Annotated in this window: 15 protein-coding genes and 1 pseudogene; 6 read left to right on the top strand and 10 right to left on the bottom strand. The window is 75.4% G+C overall.

Features of this window, described 5'->3' with window-relative positions; all coding sequences use genetic code 11:
* The 3 genes from GV155_RS00170 to GV155_RS20355 are packed head-to-tail and all read right to left on the bottom strand — an operon-like array spanning position 1 to position 1110.
* Positions 1–267 (bottom strand): DUF3618 domain-containing protein, encoded by a 267-nt coding sequence (locus GV155_RS00170; RefSeq protein ID WP_201299998.1) that lies wholly within the window; start codon positions 265–267, stop codon positions 1–3.
* On the bottom strand, positions 260–703 hold the full coding sequence (locus tag GV155_RS00165) for a phage holin family protein (RefSeq protein WP_160004134.1): 444 nt from the start codon (positions 701–703) through the stop codon (positions 260–262). Before GV155_RS00165 ends, GV155_RS00170 begins: the two co-directional genes overlap by 8 nt.
* Entirely contained in the window at positions 700–1110 is a 411-nt protein-coding gene (locus GV155_RS20355) for a hypothetical protein (RefSeq protein ID WP_201299997.1), read from the bottom strand. Before GV155_RS20355 ends, GV155_RS00165 begins: the two co-directional genes overlap by 4 nt.
* Before the next feature lie 169 nt (positions 1111–1279).
* On the opposite strand from GV155_RS20355, the gene GV155_RS00155 reads away from it, so the two are divergent.
* On the top strand, positions 1280–2002 hold the full coding sequence (locus tag GV155_RS00155; protein ID WP_201299996.1) for a maleylpyruvate isomerase N-terminal domain-containing protein: 723 nt from the start codon (positions 1280–1282) through the stop codon (positions 2000–2002).
* A gap of 21 nt (positions 2003–2023) precedes the next feature.
* Here the strand turns inward: GV155_RS00155 and GV155_RS00150 are convergent, their stop codons facing one another.
* The 4 genes from GV155_RS00150 to GV155_RS00135 form a co-directional block, all read right to left on the bottom strand.
* Positions 2024–3187, bottom strand: a complete 1164-nt coding sequence (locus GV155_RS00150; protein ID WP_160004130.1) for a PQQ-dependent sugar dehydrogenase — start codon at positions 3185–3187, stop codon at positions 2024–2026.
* Positions 3188–3231: 44 nt separating this feature from the next.
* Positions 3232–4146 carry an alpha/beta fold hydrolase gene (locus tag GV155_RS00145; RefSeq protein ID WP_201299995.1) on the bottom strand — a complete coding sequence of 305 codons (915 nt, stop codon included), beginning with the start codon at positions 4144–4146 and terminating at the stop codon, positions 3232–3234.
* 85 nt (positions 4147–4231) lie between these two features.
* Positions 4232–5080 carry a patatin-like phospholipase family protein gene (locus tag GV155_RS00140; RefSeq protein ID WP_160004128.1) on the bottom strand — a complete coding sequence of 283 codons (849 nt, stop codon included), beginning with the start codon at positions 5078–5080 and terminating at the stop codon, positions 4232–4234.
* 9 nt (positions 5081–5089) lie between these two features.
* On the bottom strand, positions 5090–6295 hold the full coding sequence (locus GV155_RS00135) for an SLC13 family permease (RefSeq protein ID WP_236553740.1): 1206 nt from the start codon (positions 6293–6295) through the stop codon (positions 5090–5092).
* Between the two features lie 74 nt (positions 6296–6369).
* Here GV155_RS00135 and GV155_RS00130 point away from each other — a divergent pair, with 74 nt between their 5' ends.
* Together GV155_RS00130 and GV155_RS00125 are read left to right on the top strand one after the other, a co-directional pair.
* Positions 6370–7113 carry a tyrosine-protein phosphatase gene (locus GV155_RS00130; RefSeq protein ID WP_160004126.1) on the top strand — a complete coding sequence of 248 codons (744 nt, stop codon included), beginning with the start codon at positions 6370–6372 and terminating at the stop codon, positions 7111–7113.
* A gap of 106 nt (positions 7114–7219) precedes the next feature.
* Positions 7220–9067 (top strand): sensor histidine kinase, encoded by a 1848-nt coding sequence (locus tag GV155_RS00125; protein WP_160004124.1) that lies wholly within the window; start codon positions 7220–7222, stop codon positions 9065–9067.
* Here GV155_RS00125 and GV155_RS20585 read toward each other — a convergent pair.
* Both GV155_RS20585 and GV155_RS00115 read right to left on the bottom strand, forming a co-directional pair.
* The gene (locus GV155_RS20585) at positions 9039–10805 is read right to left on the bottom strand and encodes an ABC transporter permease subunit (RefSeq protein ID WP_160010576.1); all 1767 of its coding nucleotides are present in this window, start codon (positions 10803–10805) and stop codon (positions 9039–9041) included. The two genes, GV155_RS00125 and GV155_RS20585, sit on opposite strands and share 29 nt — an antisense overlap.
* A complete protein-coding gene (locus GV155_RS00115) occupies positions 10802–12244 on the bottom strand; it encodes an ABC transporter substrate-binding protein (RefSeq protein WP_236553738.1) in 1443 nt (480 codons plus the stop codon). The genes GV155_RS20585 and GV155_RS00115 overlap by 4 nt, the downstream gene beginning before the upstream one ends.
* A gap of 74 nt (positions 12245–12318) precedes the next feature.
* On the opposite strand from GV155_RS00115, the gene GV155_RS20580 reads away from it, so the two are divergent.
* Entirely contained in the window at positions 12319–12672 is a 354-nt protein-coding gene (locus GV155_RS20580; protein WP_236553736.1) for a hypothetical protein, read from the top strand.
* Between the two features lie 104 nt (positions 12673–12776).
* On the opposite strand, the pseudogene GV155_RS21025 reads toward GV155_RS20580, so the two are convergent.
* Positions 12777–14276, bottom strand: a pseudogene (locus GV155_RS21025) (transglycosylase domain-containing protein); the annotation flags it as partial.
* Between the two features lie 502 nt (positions 14277–14778).
* Between GV155_RS21025 and GV155_RS00105 the strand changes: the two are divergent.
* The gene (locus tag GV155_RS00105; protein ID WP_160004122.1) at positions 14779–15360 is read left to right on the top strand and encodes a PadR family transcriptional regulator; all 582 of its coding nucleotides are present in this window, start codon (positions 14779–14781) and stop codon (positions 15358–15360) included.
* 25 nt (positions 15361–15385) lie between these two features.
* A complete protein-coding gene (locus tag GV155_RS00100; protein ID WP_160004120.1) occupies positions 15386–16471 on the top strand; it encodes an inositol-3-phosphate synthase in 1086 nt (361 codons plus the stop codon).
* Positions 16472–16481: the final 10 nt, after the last annotated feature.

Raw genomic sequence — 16481 nt, 5'->3', positions numbered from 1 at the left:
TCAGCGGCGCCGGCGCCACACGACGAGGACCACGAGCAGGGCCACGACCGTGCCGGCGGCGACCGCGATCTCGGTGCCGCGCTCCTCACGGAGCTCGGTGACCTTCTCGGTGGTGCGGGTCTTGACGTCGAGCTTCGCGCCGAGGGCGTCGACGGTCTCGGCCAGGCGCTCGCGGGTCTGCTCGAGGTCGGCCTCGATCCGGGCGACCTCGGGACTCGTCGGCTTCGCGGCGGACTGGTCGTCGCCGGTGGGGTTCTGGTCAGCCACGGTGGGTGCCTTCCTTGAGGGTGGCGACGTCACGCTGGACGCCGCGCTGGGTGGCGGGCACGGCCGGGGTGGCCTGGGTGACCTGCTTCTTGCCGAGCAGGGCAGCCACGCCGGCGACGGCGAGCAGCACGACGCCGACGATCAGCGCCGCGAGCCACACGTCGAGGACGACGGCGAGCCCGGCGATCGCGGCGGTCACGAGCGCACCGACGCCGTACAGCGCGATCAGCCCGGCGCCGCCGAAGAGGCCGGCACCGATGCCGACGTGCTTGACGGTGTCGCCGAGCTCGGCCTTGGCCAGCGCCACCTCGCCGCGGACGAGCTCGCGGGTCTGCTCGGTCAGGTCGTGGACCAGCCGGCCGGTGGTGGGCTCACCGCCGGCGGGGGAGCCGGTGCTGCCGAGCGAGGTGCTGCCCGGGCCGGTGGTGCCGCTCATCGGGTCGGTCCGTCCGGCTGGCCCGGGTCGGCCGGGAAGGCCGGGGGCGCGACGTCACCGGGGGTGACGCCGGAGTCGGGGACCGCGTCGGTCGACGGGATGACCGGACCGGCCGAGGTCGTCTCGTCGTCGCTGGACGACAGCGTGTCCTGGACCCCGGCCTTCGCGGAGCCCGCCGCCTGCTTGGCGCTGCCCGCCGCCTGCTGGGCGAGGTCGCCGGCCTGGCTGGCGGCCGTCGAGGCCGCGTCCTTGGCGACGTCGGCGGCCTGGTCCTTGCGGGTCTGGACGCGCGGGTCGCGCCACACCTTGCCGGCCGTGGCGGCGATCTGGTCGTAGCGGTCACGGCCGGCGCGGGCGCCGAGCACGTACCCGGCGGCTCCGGCCGCCAGCATCGTCAACTTGCCCATGGGGCTGTTCCTCTCATCGGGGGGCGGGACCAGGGCGCGCCCCGGGCGGCGGAGTGCGCCTGCGTCGGGTCGCGGTCCGCGCCGAATCCCTACGGTCGCAGCGGTCTGGACCGGCCCACCACCTGCCTGGGGGTGGATCGGGCCCGACGAGCAGACTTGGATGAGACGGGTGACCGACCCCGTGCTCCCGACCCCCGACGTGCCGTCCTCCCCCGAGCCCGACCCGGTGCTGCGCTGGCGCGCGGCGGCCGACCGGGTCTGTGACCTGGTCCTGGCCGTCGCCTCCGAGACCCCCGCCGTCCTGGAACGGCACGTGCCGGCCTGCCCTGACTGGACCGCGCGGGACCTGCTGTCGCACATGGTGGGGCTGGCCACCGACGTCCTCGACGGTGACGAGCCCGACGACCACAACCCAGGCTGGACCGACCGTCAGGTGGCCCGGCGCAAGGACCGCGACGTCACCGAGCTCGTCGAGGAGTGGCGCGCGCACGCCGACGGCCTGGTGGCGTGGATGCGTGAGAACGGCTCCCGCCCGCTCAACGACGTGGTGATCCACGAGCAGGACCTGCGCGGCGCCCTCGACCGGCCGGGGGCGCGGGACACCCCGGAGCTGACGATCGTGCGGGAGAGGATGGCCGACCGGTTCGCCGGCACGGTGGTCGACCTGCCACCGATCGCCCTGGTGGGACCCGGCTGGACCTGGGTCAACGCGGGCACGGTCGAGGAGGCACCGACCCGGCTGGAGGCCGACGACTTCGACCTGGCGCGGGCGCTGTCGTCGCGGCGGACCGAGGCGCAGCTGCGGTCGTGGACCGTGCGCGGTGACGTGGGGGCCTACCTCCCCGCCCTCGCCGGGCTCGGCGACCTGCCGGTCACCCCGCTGCCGGAGTAGCCCCGCCGGCGCAACCGACCCTCAGCGCCTCAGCGCGAGCACCTTGTCGTCGTCGGCCGCCGGGTCGCCGCGGCCGTCGGTGTTGGAGGTCGTGAGCAGCAGGCCGCCGTCGGTGCTGGGCAGGACGGTGCGCAGCCGGCCGTACTCGCCCGCCACGTGGGAGACGGGCTGCCCGACCGGCTCGCCGTCGGCGGGCGGGAGCGGGACCTCCCACAGGATCGCCCCGCGCAGGGAGGCCAGCCACAGCGACCCGTCCCAGACCGTCAGCCCGGACGGGGAGGCGTCCCCGGTGCGCCAGACCGCGGCGGGGTCGAGGTAGTCCTCGCCCGCGACGTCCTCGCCGCCGCTGCCCTCGACCTCGGGCCAGCCGTAGTTGCCACCGGCGTCGACGAGGTTGATCTCGTCCCAGGCCGCGTCGCCGAACTCGGCCTCCCAGAGCCGGCCCTCGTCGTCGAGCGCGAGGCCCTGCACGTTGCGGTGGCCCGAGCTGTAGACCTCGGTCCCGCCGGGGTTGCCGGGCGCCGGCTCGCCGTCGAGGGTGACCCGCAGGACCTTGCCGGACAGCGAGTCCGGGTCCTGGGCGTTCGCGGGGTCACCGTTGTCGCCGGTGCCGACGTAGAGCAGGTCGTCGGGCCCGACCAGCAGCCGGCCGCCCTGGTGGTAGCCCGCACCGGTCGGGATCCCGGTCAGCACCGGCTCCGGGTCGCCGAGCCGCTCGCCGTCCCAGGTCATCGACACGACCCGGGCGTCCTCCTCGCCGGTGTAGTAGGCCAGCAGCCGGTCCTGGTCGGTCGGCATCGCCAGACCGAGCAGGCCGGACTCGCTGCCGGTCACCACGCCGGGCACCGTCGCCACCGTCGTCTGCTCGCCGGTCGCGCGGTCCACGCGCAGGATCTCGGCGGTGTCCCGCTCGGCGACGAGCAGGTCGCCGTCGCCGAGCTCGACGACGCCCCACGGGCTCGTGATCCCGGTCGCCACCTCCGCCACGGCCAGCTCGTCGGTCGCCGCGTCCTCGGGCGAGCCGGTCGCGACGGCGCCGGACGGCGCGTTCGCGCGGCCCGCGGTGTCGGGGTCGCCGCCCGAGGTGATGCTGTCGTCGCCACAGGCCGCGAGCAGCCCCAGACCGAGGGCGGCGGCGGCGAGGCCGCTCGTACGACGGGTGGTGCGGCTCCGCGGCAGGCTCATGGACCCAGCGTGCCGACACCCGCCAAGGCGGGGGGTGCGGCCGGTCAGCCCGCGGCGTCCAGGTGCGTGCGCAGCGCGGCCAGCACGTCCTCGGGCCGCTGCTCGGCGAGGAAGTGCCCGGACGGTACGCCGTGGCCGACCGCGGCCGGGAACCACGACCGCCACACCTCGACCGGGTCGGCCCGGGCGCCCACGACCCCCTTGTCGCCCCACAGCACCAGCGCCGGCAGGTCGACGGTGCGTCCGCGGTCGGCGCGGTCGTGCTCGAGGTCGGCGCGCGCACCGGCCCGGTAGTCCTCGCACCAGGCGTGGACCACCGACGGGACGCGGGCTGCGGCGGCGTACTCGGCCAGCGCGGCGGGCGTCATCCCGTCGGTGCCGCCCAGCGCCCCCAGGGCGTGGTCGAGCCAGGCCTGCGGGTCGGCGTCGATCAGCCTCTCGGGCAGGCCGCCGCCCTGGATCAGGAAGGTCCAGTGGAAGTAGCGCCGGGCCAGCCAGGCGTCCATCTGCTCCCAGACGTCCAGGGTGGGGAGGATGTCGAGCAGCGCGACCGACCGGGCCAGGCCCGGGTGGTCGAGGAGCAGGCGGTGGGCGGTGCGGGCCCCCCGGTCGTGCCCGACGACGTGGACCCCGGCCGGGTCGAGACCCAGCGCCTCGAGGACCCGGGGCTGGTCGCCGGCCATCGCGCGGAAGGTCATGTCGCCGTCGTGGCAGGCCGAGGCGCCGTACCCGCGCAGGTCCGGCGCGACCACCGTGAACCCGTCGGCGACGAGGGCGGGCGCGACGTGGTGCCACATCGCGCCGGTCTGGGGGTAGCCGTGCAGGAGGAGCACGACGCCCCGGGTCCCCGGCGTCATGTGGGACGACCGGCCGCGGACCGTGGCGCCGTCCACCTCGACCGTGAACGGGTCCAGCCCCGGGAGGAGGGCGTCGGCACCGGGCAGCTCGTGATCGGTCACGACGGCGAACCTAGGTCAGCCCGCGTGGTGCCGCCACGCCCACCCAGTCCGGCGCCGGCGCGCCCCGCCGGGCCCGCCACGCCCCTCAGCCCCAGGCGGCGCCGACCCGCTCGACCACGTCGGCCGCCTGGCGCAGCCCGGTACGCGCGGCGTCGGCGCGATGGGCGAAGTCGAGGACGTTGCGGCCGATGTCGGTCAGCGCCTGCGCGTCCGGCACCACCACCGCCGAGCGGGTGCAGCCGGTGCGCGCGAGCTGGGCCGGGATCGAGGTCGCCCGCGAGAACGCGCGCGGCAGCGGGGCGACGACCACGACGTCGTCGTACCCGGCGGCGAGGTCGACGTTCGCGGTCGAGCGGAAGCCGCCGTCGAGGTAGTGCCGGTCGCCCACCACCACGGTCGGCCACACCAGCGGGACGGCACAGCTGGCGGAGACGGCACGCACCAGGGGCACGCCGTTGACGCCGGCCGAGCGGTCGAAGACGGTGAACCGGCCGGTCTCGGCCTCGACCGCGGTGACCTTCAGCGCCCGCTCGGGCCACTCCTCCCAGGGCACGATGCCGCGGAGGACCTCGACCCGCTCCTCGCCGTCGCCGGGGTGCCGCATCGCCAGGCGCCCGAGCCGGGCGCGCTTGCGCTCGGCGTCGCCGGGCAGCAGGAACGGCGGGGCCAGCCGCGCGATCGTCGACAGCCCCATCCGGGCCGTCGGGCCCGGCTCCGGCGGCTCGAGCTGGGAGGCGTACAGGGCCGCCAGGTCGGTCCCGGCCGCCGGGGCGCACCGCACCAGCGACCCGACGACGGACCCGGCGGAGGTCCCGACGACGAGGTCGGCGTCGGTGAGGTCGACCCCGGCACGGGCCAGGCCGTGCAGGAGGCCGAGCTCCCAGGCGATCCCGGTGATGCCGCCGCCGCCGAGGACGAGTGCGCGTCTGGTCACCGCAGGAGGCTAGCCACCGCCCCCACCACCCCCCACGCCCCCACCGACCAGGGCCAGGGCGGCGGTCGCCGCGACCAGCACCACCGGCACCAGCACCAGCCCGGAGACGGCGAACGACCGGGCGGTGACCTCGAGCCCCCGTGCCCGGCAGCGCTCGCGCCACAGCAGCGTCGCCAGCGACCCCCACACCAGCACCAGCGGCCCGGCGTTCACGCCGACGAGGACGGCGAGCAGCCGGGGCACGGCGTCGCCGGCGGCCGGCTCCAGGGCGAGGTACGCGGGCAGGTTGTTGACCAGGTTGGCCGCGCCGGCCGACGTCGCCGCCAACCGCAGCAGGTCGGTGAACCCGCCGCCCTCGCCGGCCACGGCGGCCGTCACCCGCCCCAGGCCGCGCTCGTCGGCCGCCGCGACCACCAGGAACAGGCCTGTCACGGTGAGCACCAGGCGCCAGGGCAGCGCCCGCGACCAGGTGCTGCGCGAGGGCAGCGCGCGACGCCGTACGCCCGCGACCGCCGCCAGGGCGCAGGCGGCCAGCACGGCCGCGGCCGGCACGTCGGCGCCCGCGAGCACGGCCGTGGCGAACCCGAGCACCGCCGCCAGGGCGGCCCCCAGCAGGACGGGGTCCTCGACCGGCCGGGGTGCGGGGACGACGTAGCACCCGCGCAGCTCGTGCCGGTGCCGCACCGCGAGCACCACGACGGTCGCGACCACGGCGGCGACCGCCGGCGCGAGGGCGCGGGCCGCGTACTCGGCCGGGTGCAGGCCCAGGGTGCGCAGCGCCAGCAGGTTCGTCAGGTTCGAGACCGGCAGCAGCAGGCTGGCGGTGTTGGCCAACCACACGGTGGCCATCGCGAACGGCAGCGGCGGGAGCCCCAGGCGGGCGCAGAGGGTGAGCACGACCGGGGTCAGCAGCACCGCGGTCGTGTCCAGGCTGAGCAGCACGGTGGTCGTGGTGGCCAGGGCGACGACCACCCCGAACAGCAGCCACGTACGGCCGCCGGCCAGCCGGGCCGCGAGGTCGGCGGCGAGGTCGAACAGGCCGGCGCTCTCGCACAGCTCGGCGAGCAGGGTCAGCGCCACCAGGAAGACCAGCACGGGACCGACCCGGGCCAGCACCGCCTCCGCCGACGTCGGGGCGAGCAGGCCGGTGGCGACCACGGCGACGCCGGCCACGGCGCTCAGCAGCCACAGCGGTGCCGCCGTCCGACCTCGCACGCGCCCTCCCTCCCCCCGGCCCGGGGTCCCGCAGGACCGCCGCGGAGCCTACGACGCCCTGCCAGGATCGGCCCGTGACGACGCCACGGTGGGACGGTGCCCGCAACCTGCGCGACCTCGGGGGCCTGCCCCTGGCCGGCGGGGGCCGGACCCGCGGTGGTCAGGTGTTCCGGTCGGCGGCACCGACGACGATGACCGACCGCGGGTGGCGCGAGGCCGCCTCCGCAGGGCTGGCGCGGGTCGTCGACCTGCGCAACGCCGAGGAACGGGAGGGCGGCCGGCACCCCGGCGGGGCGGTGGGGGTCGAGGTCGTCCACGCCCCGCTGGAGGACCCGCACGACGCGGCGTACCTCGAGGAGGTCGGTCCCTGGCTCGACCACCCGCACGGCTGGGAAGCCACGGTGCGGCGCTTCCCGGACCTGGTCGCCGCCGCGGTCGTCGCGGTCGTCGAGGCGCCGGGTCCGGTGCTGCTGCACTGCCAGGGCGGGCGGGACCGGGCCGGGATGCTCTCGGCCCTGCTGCTGGCTGCCGTGGGCGTCGAGACGGACGCGGTCGTGGGCGACTACGCCGGTGGGTTCCGCGGGGCGGCCACGCACCCCGGGCACGGACTGGCGTGGGACGGCGCCACCGGTTCCTGGGTGACCCGGACCGACCCGGTCCCGACGGCCGCCGAGCTCGAGCACCGGGTCGCCGACCGGCTGCCGGCCGCGCGGGCCTACCTGCTCGGCACCGACGTCCCCGCCGTGCTGCTGGCCGCCGGGGTGCCGGCGTCGGCGCTCGTCAGCCTGCGCACCCGGCTCGCGGACCGCGGCCGCTGACCCGCACCCGCTGGTCCGGACGGGTGGGAGCGGGTGACGGAAACGCAGACGGGTGTCCCCGGCCCCGCCTACCCTTCGTAGCACCCACGCCCCGAGGACCACCCCCATGCCTGCCACCCCGACGCCGCCACCCACCCAGGCCGCCGCGCTCCGCGACCTGCACCGCGTGCTGCTGCTGGTCAACAGCGGCGGTCGCCTGGACGACGTGCTGCGCGCCGCCGCCGAGGGCGTGCGCGACGTGCTCGGCTTCGGCGGGGTCGCGGTCAACCTGCTCAGCGCCTGCGGCTTCTTCGAGACCGTGGTCGCGGTCGGGCCGGGCGCCGAGGCGGTCAGCGGGAGCCGCCACCGCGTCGAGGACGTCGAGGCCGAGCTCGAGACCGCCGACCGGTGGGGCCTGCTGCGGTTCGTGCCGGCCGGGCGCTATGTCCTGCCCGACGACGCCGTGGTGTGGCGCACCGACGAGCCCGCGATCGACGAGCCGGACGCCTGGCAGCCCGACGACGCCCTCTACGCCCCGCTGTGCGGCGCCGACGGCCACCTGCTCGGAGTGCTCGGTCTGGACCTGCCCGCCGACGGTCGTCGGCCGGGCCCGGAGGCCCGGGCCATCCTGGAGATCTACGCGGTGCAGATCGGCCTGGCCGTGGGTCAGGCGCGGGAGCGTGAGCGGCTGGAGGAGCGGGTCCGGCTCTCCGCGGCGGTGCGCCGGCTGGTCTCGACCGCCTCGGACTCCCTGGAGCTCGCCGAGGTGCTCCCGGCCTGCGTCCCGCCGCTGCTGGAGGGCTTCCGCGCGGAGAAGGCGTGGATCCGCCTCTTCGCCGACGACGGCGGCGCGTGGGAGGCGGTGAACTACCCCGCCGACCTGGGGCGGACCATGCACCACTCCGCCGCCGAGGACCAGGGCTGGCCCGCGCTCGACGAGGCGCGCGCGTTCGCCTCCGCGTGGCGGGTCGCCGGGGCCTGCTGGGCGGACCGGCGCACCGTGGTGATCGACGAGCACCGCACCGAGGGGGACGACGTCGTCCCGGCGACGAGCCGTCGGCGCATCGTCGACTGGCTGCGGGCCCTGGGCCACGCGCAGTTCGTGATGGTCCCGCTGGGGTCGGCGCGCCAGTGCCTGGGGTACGTCGTGCTGACGCGCACCGGGGAGGCCGGTGCGTGGACCGAGGCCGAGGAGGACGCCGCCCTCGACGTCGCGCGCGAGCTCGGCCGGGTGATCGGCACCGCCCGGGTCCGGCTGCGGGAGCACGAGGTGCTGCAGCGCCTCGAGCGGCTCGACGCCCACCGCACCGAGGTGATCACGACCGTCGTGCACGAGCTGAAGAACCCGCTGGCGGCCATCCTCGGCAACCTCGAGATGGTCCGAGACGACCCGGCCGTCACCGCCCGCGCGCACCAGGCGATCCAGGCCAGCGGCGAACGGATGCTGCGGCTGGTGCAGGACATGCTGACGCTCGCCCGGCTGCGCGACCCGGCGACGGTCGAGCACGTGCCGGTGGACCTGACCGGGGTCGTCCTCACCGTCGCCGACCAGCTGGTCGCCCAGGCCGAGCGCGCCGGGGTCGACCTGGACCTCTCGGGTGCGCTGCCCGGGGTGCGCGTGCTCGGCGACGGCGAGGAGCTCGAGCAGCTCGTGCTCAACCTGGCCTCCAACGCGATCAAGTTCAGCGACGCCGGCGACTCCGTGCGCCTGCAGCTGGTGAGGGAGTCGGGGCCTCAGGGACGGGCGGTGCTGCGGGTGGTCGACGAGGGCATCGGCATCTCCCCCGAGGACCAGGAGGGGCTGTTCACCGAGTTCGACCGGGGCACCGACCCCGAGGCGCGGCGCCGCCCGGGCAGCGGCCTGGGCCTGGCCATCGCCGGCCGCGTGGCCGAGCGCCACGGCGGCCGGATCGAGGTCGGCTCCCACCCGGGTCGGGGCAGCACCTTCACCGTGCGGCTGCCGCCCGCCGGCTGACCCGCCCACCCGGCGCACGCACGGGCGTCGTACGCGCCAGGCTCGCGCCCGCCACCGCGAGCACGGCGGTCGCCGCCAGCGCGAGGGTCGGGGCCAGCACGGTCCAGGGGGCCCGCTCGAGGTAGCCGGCTCCCTCGGCCAGGAGCAGGCCCCACTGGGGGGAGGGAGGACGGGGGCCGAGGCCCAGGAACCCGAGCGCGGCCAGCGCGAGGGCGACGCCGGGCAGCCGCAGCGCCGCGTGCCGCGCCACCGGCCCGGCCACCGCGGGCCACAGGTGCACCAGCAGCAACCGCGCCCGACTGACCCCGAGGGTCGGCAGGACCGCCACGTGCGGACGGGCGCGCGCCTCCTCGAGCAGCGCCGCCGTGTGCGCGGCCAGCGGGGCCCACGACACGAGCGCCACCGCCGCCGCGGCGCCGGCTGCGGACGGCCCCTGGACCGCGGCCACCAGCAGGCCGACCACCACCGGGGGCGCGGCGTTGGCGACCTCGACGGGACCGACTGCGAGGCGCGGCAGCAGCCCCACCACGAGACCGACCAGGAGGCACAGCGCGACCACGGCCGCTGCGCTCCCCACGGTGGCGAGCGCTCCGTGACCGACACGGGCCAGCAGGTCCCTCCCGCTGGCGTCGGCCCCCAGCGGGAGGCCGGGGCCGGGCCGGGCCAGCCGGGGATGGGCGGAGGCGTACGGGTCACGGAGCATCCCGGCCACCACCACGACCCCGAGCACGGCCAGGCACACCACCGGCACCGCGACGTCCCGGCGCCGGCGCAGCGCCACGGGCACCGGCACCGCGAGCGCGCCCAGCCGTATCCCCCGCCCGAGCATCAGGCGTCGGGCCAGAGCCGCCACCAGGCCGGCGCCGACCGCGAGCAGCAGCAGCGCGAGCACGCCGCCCTGGAGCACCGGCAGGTCCTGGGCGGACGCGGCACCGAGTGTCAGCCGCCCCAGGCCGGGCACCGCGAACACCTCCTCCACCGCCACCGCACCGCCGGTCAGGCCCACCACGACCAGGGCGAGCTGTCCGACGACCGACGGCACCGCCCGCCGCAGGACCCCGGCGACCAGCTCCCGGTCGCGGCACCCCGCACGACGCCAGGTCGCCACCCACCGCTCGGCCGTGGTCGCGGAGACGGCCTCGGCGAGCAGCCGGCCGACCAGGCCGCCGGCCGGCACGCCGAGGGCGAGCGCCGGCAGCACGACGTGGGCCCAGGAGTCCCACCCGTACGGCGGCAGCCAGCCGAGCCAGACCCCGAGCACCATCAGCAGCACCAGCGCGGTGACCAGCTCCGGCAGTGCGGTCAGCGTCGTCGCGACCACCCCGGGACCCGCCGCCGGACGGCCCGCGAGCCCGCGCCGCAGCGCCAGGCCCACCACCGGCGCGGCCACGGTCGCGGCCACGACCACGGCGGCACCGGTCAGCGTCAGCGAGACCGCCGACGCAGCCGCCAGGCCCGGCGCGACCGGGTCACCGCTGGTCCAGGACCGGCCCAGGTCGCCGCGGAGCAGGCCCCCCAGCCAGGTCGCGAGCAGCGACCACGGGCCCTCGGCGAGGCCCAGCTCGGCCCGGACCGCCGCGAGCGCCTCGGGGGTGGCCTCCCGGTCGGCGTACCGCGCCCGGAGCACCGTGTAGGCGGCGTCGCGCCCCGAGAGCCACGGCAGCAGCCCGACCACGACCAGGACTCCCCCGACGGCGACAGCGCGCGAGAGGGCCACCACCCCGGGGCCGCGCGTCATCCGTCGTCGCCCAGCGTGGTCCCGGGAAGGACCAGCGCCCGCTCGCGCGGGTCCCGGGCGACTCCGACGACACCGGGCTGCTCGCCCTGGAGGACCCGCTCGTGCAGCAGCGGCAGGGCGGCGTCGGTCCCGAGGACCGCGGCCTCGGCGAGCATCGTGGCGTCGCGACGGGCGTCGCCGGCCGGGGTGCGCGCGGCACGGTCGAGGAGCCGGTCGACGTCGGCGTCGCAGAGCTGGCTGATGTTGAACGAGCCGTCGCAGCCGAAGTCGCTGACCAGGTAGGCGACCGGGTCGCCGGAGTCCAGCGCGGTCGCGCGGGACAGGACGAAGGCGTCGAAGGCGCCGTCGAGCGCGTCGGCCTCGATGTACTGGTACTCCCGCACCTCCTGCTCGACCTGGAACCCGGCGGCCTCGAGCTGCTGCTCCAGCAGCACGGCGACCTCGGGCAGCTCGGCGCGGTCGGTGAAGGTGCCCAGCGTGATCGGGACGCCGTCGACCGGCGCGGGGTCCGCGCGGTCGGCGAGGACCTCCCCGTACGCCTCCGCGTCGCGCCGCCCGGCCGCCCACGGCACGGCCGGGCCCAGCAGCCCGGTGGCCTCGTCGGCACGGCCCTCGTAGACGTCGGCCACCAGGCGGTCGCGGTCGAGCGCCGCCCGGGCGGCTGCGCGCACGGCGGGGTCGGCGAACGGGCCGTCCCCGGTGTTCAGGTAGAGCGTGTTCGTGCGCGGCATCGGCACCTCGTGGACCAGGGCGGGGTCGAGGCCGGCGACCTGCCCGACGGGCACGGCCTCGACGACATCGGCCTCGCCGGTGCGCAGGGCGGCCGCACGGGCGGTGCCGTCGGGCACGTAGTCCACGTCGATCCCGGCCAGGGCGGCCGGGCCGCCCCAGTAGCCCTCGAACCGGTCGAGCGTCGCGCCGCGGGTGCCGTCGACGTCGACCAGCTCGAAGGCCCCGGTGCCGTGGCCCTCCGGGTCGGCGCCGCCGTCCTCGTAGGCCGCCGGGGACAGCACGGACAGCTGGGGGCTGGACAGGCGCTGCGGCAGCAGGGGGTCGACGTCTCCGGTGACGACCTCGAGGGTCAGCGGCCCGGTGGCGCTCACGTCGAGCTCGACCCCGTCCAGGATCCGCGGCACCGGGCTGGCCTGCGTCGCGCGGGTCAGCGAGCCCGCAGCGACGTCGGCGCTCAGCGCCGTGCCGTCGTGGAACACCACGTCGGGGCGCAGCTCCAGCACCCACCGTCGTGGCTCCACCTGCTCCCACGAGGTCGCCAGGGCGGGCTCGGCGTCGCCCGCGTCGTCGAGGACGACCAGCGTCTCGGCCGTGCTCCAGCGGGCGAGCTTGAAGGCGTCGTCGCTGAAGGGGGAGAGGCCCGAGCGCGGTGGCTGCAGCATCGCCACGCCCAGCCGGTCGCCCTCGCCCTCCTGCTCCCCGCCCACGGACCCGCCCGGCGCACCGGCACAGGCCGAGACCAGGAGAGCGAGGCCGATCAGGGCGGCGGGGGTCCGGGCGAATGAGGGTCGGCGGCGGCGAGCTCGGCGGCGCGGACGTCGGCGGCGACGTGCTGGGGGGCGGCGTCGTCGGGGTCGGCGTCGGGGTCGGCGTCGGCGTCGGGGTCGGCTGCTGCGTCGGCGTCCGGGTCGGGGACGGCGGCGGGGGCGGCGCCTGCGACGTGGTCGGCGGCGGCGCCGGCGGCGCGGTCGTGGTCGGCACCGGCTCGGGCGCCGGGGTGACGACGTCGTCGGTGCCGTCGGGCGCGTCACCGTCCACGTTTGCCGGCGGCGGGAACTCCTCGACGGCCGTGCCCTCGAGCGCCCGCTGCATGACCGCGAGCCAGGTCTCGGCGGGGTACCCGGAGCCGAAGTAGGTCGGCAGCCACCCGTCGAGGGCGTCGTCGCCGTCGCCCCGGACGTACATCACCGCGGTCGCCAGCTGCGGCGTGTAGCCCACGAACCACGCCGAGGACACCTCGTCGTCGTCGTTGGTGGCCGTGCCGGTCTTGCCGGCGGCCGGGCGGCCCAGCGGCAGCACGGTCTGGCCGCTGCCGTCGGCGACGACCTCCTGCATGGCGTAGGAGACGTCGTCGGCGATCGGCTGGTCGACCGCCTCCTCCGTGGAGGTGCGGTGGGCGTAGAGCTCCTGGCCGTCGGCGTCGGTGACGCTCTCGACGACGTGGACGTCCGCCTCCTGCCCGCGGTTGGCGAAGGTGGCGTAGGCGTTGGCCATGTTGACCGGGCTGACCCGGGCCCGGCCCAGCGTCAGCAGCGTGTCCTCGTCGGTCAGGTCGACCGAGGTGCTCGGGATCCCGGGGAACTGGTTGGAGGCCTGGCTGGGCGGGATGCCGACGCGGTTGGCGGTGTCGAGGATCGTGGCCGGGCCGTCGGGGATCCGCACGCTCATGTCGACGAAGGCGGTGTTCACCGAGTCCTCGAGCGCCGCGACCGCGTCGATCGCCGAGCCGTAGTCCTCGCCGAGCCCGTCGGGCCCGGTGCCCTCGTTGCGGACCGCGAGGCCGTCGGGGAACTCGTAGGGCGAGTTGCCCTCGAAGGTGTCGGTGAGCGAGAAGCCGCTCTCGAGCGCGGTGGCCAGCGTCACCGGCTTCATCGTCGAGCCGATCATGCCGCCGGTCGCGGCCCAGTTGATCTCGGAGTCCAGGAAGTCCTGGCCGCCGTAGAAGCCGCGCAGCGCCCCGGTCCCGGGCTCGACCGAGGCCACGCCGATGTGCAGCTGCTCGTCGCCGAAGCCCTCCGGCCGGGCCTCCAGCGCGCCCTCCTCCGCCGCCTGCATCGCCTGCGGGGTGAAGGTCGTGGTGACCCGCAGCCCCTGGCCGTCGATCTCGGACTCGCTGAACCCGAGGGACTGCAGCTCGTTGCGGACCAGGCGCAGCATGTGGCCGGACTGGCCGCCGTACGCGTCGTCGGCCTCGATGGCCGGGAGCTCGGGCAGCCGGCGGGCGGCCTCGTCGGCCTCCTGCTGGCTGATGTCGCCGACCTCGGCCATGTTGGCCAGGGTGTACTGGTAGCGGCCCAGCAGCTCGCGGCGGTTGTCCTTGCCGTTGGCCGGGTCGAAGCGGGTGGGGTTGTTGATGACGCTGGCCAGCACCGCCGACTCGCGCAGGTCGAGCTCGGCCGCGGGCTTGGCGAAGAACGCCTCGGAGGCCGCCTCGATCCCGTAGGCGCCACGCCCGAAGTAGATGGTGTTGAGGTAGCCCTCCAGCACCTGCTTCTTGGACTGGCTGCGCTGGACCTTCAACGACAGGATCGCTTCCTTGACCTTGCGCTCCAGGCTCTGCTCCTGGGTCAGGTAGAGGATCTTGACGTACTGCTGGGTGATCGTCGAGGCGCCCTGGGTGTCACCGCCCTGGGCGTTGTTGAACGCCGCACGCACGATGCCGCGCGGGTCGATGCCCTGGTTGGTCCAGAACGTCTGGTCCTCCGCGGCGACCACGGCGTTGCGCACCGCCTCGGGCATCTGCTCGTAGGGGATGGAGTCGCGGTCCTGGGTGGCGAACTCCCCGATCTCGTCCTCCCCGTCGGCGTAGTAGACGTAGGAGGTCTCGGTGAGGAAGTCGGCGTTCGGGTCCGGGATGTCGATCGCGCGGTAGACGGCCACGAAGGCCAGCACCCCCACCAGCGCCCCCACCAGGCCGAGGGCCAGGAACCAGCGGCCCACCCGCCACAGGCGGCTGCGGAAGGACCGAGGGGGCGACGCCGCGGTGCTCGTACGGCTCGTGCGGCCCTCGGACCGCGTGGAGGCGGGGCCCTGGGCCCGGCGCTTGCCAGCCAACTTCTCGTCTCCGTCACCTAGGGGGATCGTGCTCCGCGGCCCCACCGGGGGCGGAGGGCCGCTCCACTGTAGAGGCAGGGTCGCGCTCCCTGGGCGCTCCCGACGTGAGCCGGAGCACACCTGTTCACCCTCTGGTGTGACCTATCGGTGGTTTCGAGTGCGCGGATATATCGCTACGATGCATCGCGTGGCACGTCGTGGAGAGACCATCGAGCTGGCAGTCCTCGGACTGCTGCACGAGGGACCCATGCACGGCTACCAGCTGCGCAAGCGCCTGAACCTGATGCTCGGGTGGGGGCGGGTGCTGTCGTACGGCTCCCTCTACCCGGCGTTGAAGAAGATGCTGCGCAACCAGCTCATCGAGGAGACCGCGATCAGCGCGGCCGGAGCGACCTCGCGCCGGCCGAAGATCGTCTACGAGGTGACGCCCGCCGGCACCGCCGAGTTCGAGCGTCTGATGTCGGAGGTGGGTCCGACCGCGTGGGAGGACGACAACTTCGACATCCGGTTCGCCTTCTTCTCCTCGACCGACATGGAGATCCGGCTGCGCGTCCTCGAAGGACGTCGCACCCGCCTCCAGGAGCGTCTCGACCGGGTCCAGGGCGAGCTCGCCATGACCCAGGCCGAGGTCGACCGCTACGCCGCCGAGCTCCAGAGGCACGGCGTGGAGTCGGTCCAGCGCGAGGTGCGCTGGTTGTCCGACCTGATCGACGCCGAGCGTGGCGTCGTCCGCACCCCAGACCCGGCCCCGACAGATCCGGGGCAGTGAAGTGAAGAAACGAGAGGAAGTCCCCATGGGATCGGTTCGAGTAGCCATCGTGGGCGTGGGCAACTGCGCCACGTCCCTGATCCAGGGCGTCGAGTACTACAAGGACGCCGACCGCGAGGCCGTAGTCCCCGGTCTCATGCACGTCGTCTTCGGTGAGTACCACGTCTCCGACGTCGAGTTCGTCGCCGCGTTCGACGTCGACGACATGAAGGTCGGCAAGGACCTGTCGGAGGCGATCAACGCCTCGCAGAACAACACCATCAAGATCACCGACGTCCCGACCCTCGGCATCGAGGTGCAGCGCGGCCCGACCCTGGACGGTCTCGGCAAGTACTACCGCCAGACCATCTCCGAGTCCGGCGCCGAGCCGGTCGACGTGGTCTCCGTGCTCCGCGAGACCCAGGCCGACGTCCTGGTCTCCTACCTGCCGGTGGGCTCGGAGGAGGCGGACAAGTTCTACGCGCAGTGCGCCATCGACGCGGGCGTCGCCTTCGTCAACGCGCTGCCGGTCTTCATCGCCTCCGACCCCGTGTGGGCCAAGAAGTTCGAGGACGCGGGTGTCCCGATCGTCGGCGACGACATCAAGAGCCAGGTCGGCGCCACCATCACGCACCGCGTGATGGCCAAGCTGTTCGAGGACCGCGGCGTCGCGCTCGACCGGACGTTCCAGCTGAACGTCGGCGGCAACATGGACTTCAAGAACATGCTCGAGCGCGAGCGCCTGGAGTCCAAGAAGGTCTCCAAGACCCAGGCCGTCACCTCGAACCTCGAGGGCGAGCTCAAGGACAAGATCGACGACCGCAACGTCCACATCGGCCCCTCGGACTACGTCCCGTGGCTCGACGACCGCAAGTGGGCCTACGTCCGCCTCGAGGGTCGCGCGTTCGGCGACGTCCCCCTCAACCTCGAGTACAAGCTCGAGGTCTGGGACTCCCCGAACTCCGCCGGCATCATCATCGACGCGGTCCGCGCGGCGAAGATCGCCAAGGACCGCGGTCAGGGCGGCCCCGTGCTGTCGGCCTCGTCCTACCTGATGAAGTCCCCGCCGGTGCAGCTCAACGACGAGGAGGGCCGCCGACGCGTCGAGGCCTTCATCAAGGGCACCGACTAGTCACGAGGGA

The sequence above is a fragment of the Nocardioides sp. AX2bis genome (genome assembly GCF_902506435.1).
Lineage (GTDB): Bacteria > Actinomycetota > Actinomycetes > Propionibacteriales > Nocardioidaceae > Nocardioides.
The sequence above is the reverse complement of the archived record's forward strand: the minus strand, read 5'-3'. Positions and strand labels throughout refer to the sequence as shown.

Bases quoted from the DNA above. Each gene is read 5' to 3' on its own strand.
- GV155_RS20355 (WP_201299997.1), bottom strand. From the start codon at position 1,110: ATGGGCAAGTTGACGATGCTGGCGGCCGGAGCCGCCGGGTACGTGCTC.
- GV155_RS20585 (WP_160010576.1), bottom strand. From the start codon at position 10,805: ATGACGCGCGGCCCCGGGGTGGTGGCCCTCTCGCGCGCTGTCGCCGTC.
- GV155_RS00150 (WP_160004130.1), bottom strand. From the start codon at position 3,187: ATGAGCCTGCCGCGGAGCCGCACCACCCGTCGTACGAGCGGCCTCGCC.
- GV155_RS00125 (WP_160004124.1), top strand. From the start codon at position 7,220: ATGCCTGCCACCCCGACGCCGCCACCCACCCAGGCCGCCGCGCTCCGC.
- GV155_RS20580 (WP_236553736.1), top strand. From the start codon at position 12,319: ATGAGGGTCGGCGGCGGCGAGCTCGGCGGCGCGGACGTCGGCGGCGAC.
- GV155_RS00100 (WP_160004120.1), top strand. From the start codon at position 15,386: ATGGGATCGGTTCGAGTAGCCATCGTGGGCGTGGGCAACTGCGCCACG.
- GV155_RS00165 (WP_160004134.1), bottom strand. From the start codon at position 703: ATGAGCGGCACCACCGGCCCGGGCAGCACCTCGCTCGGCAGCACCGGC.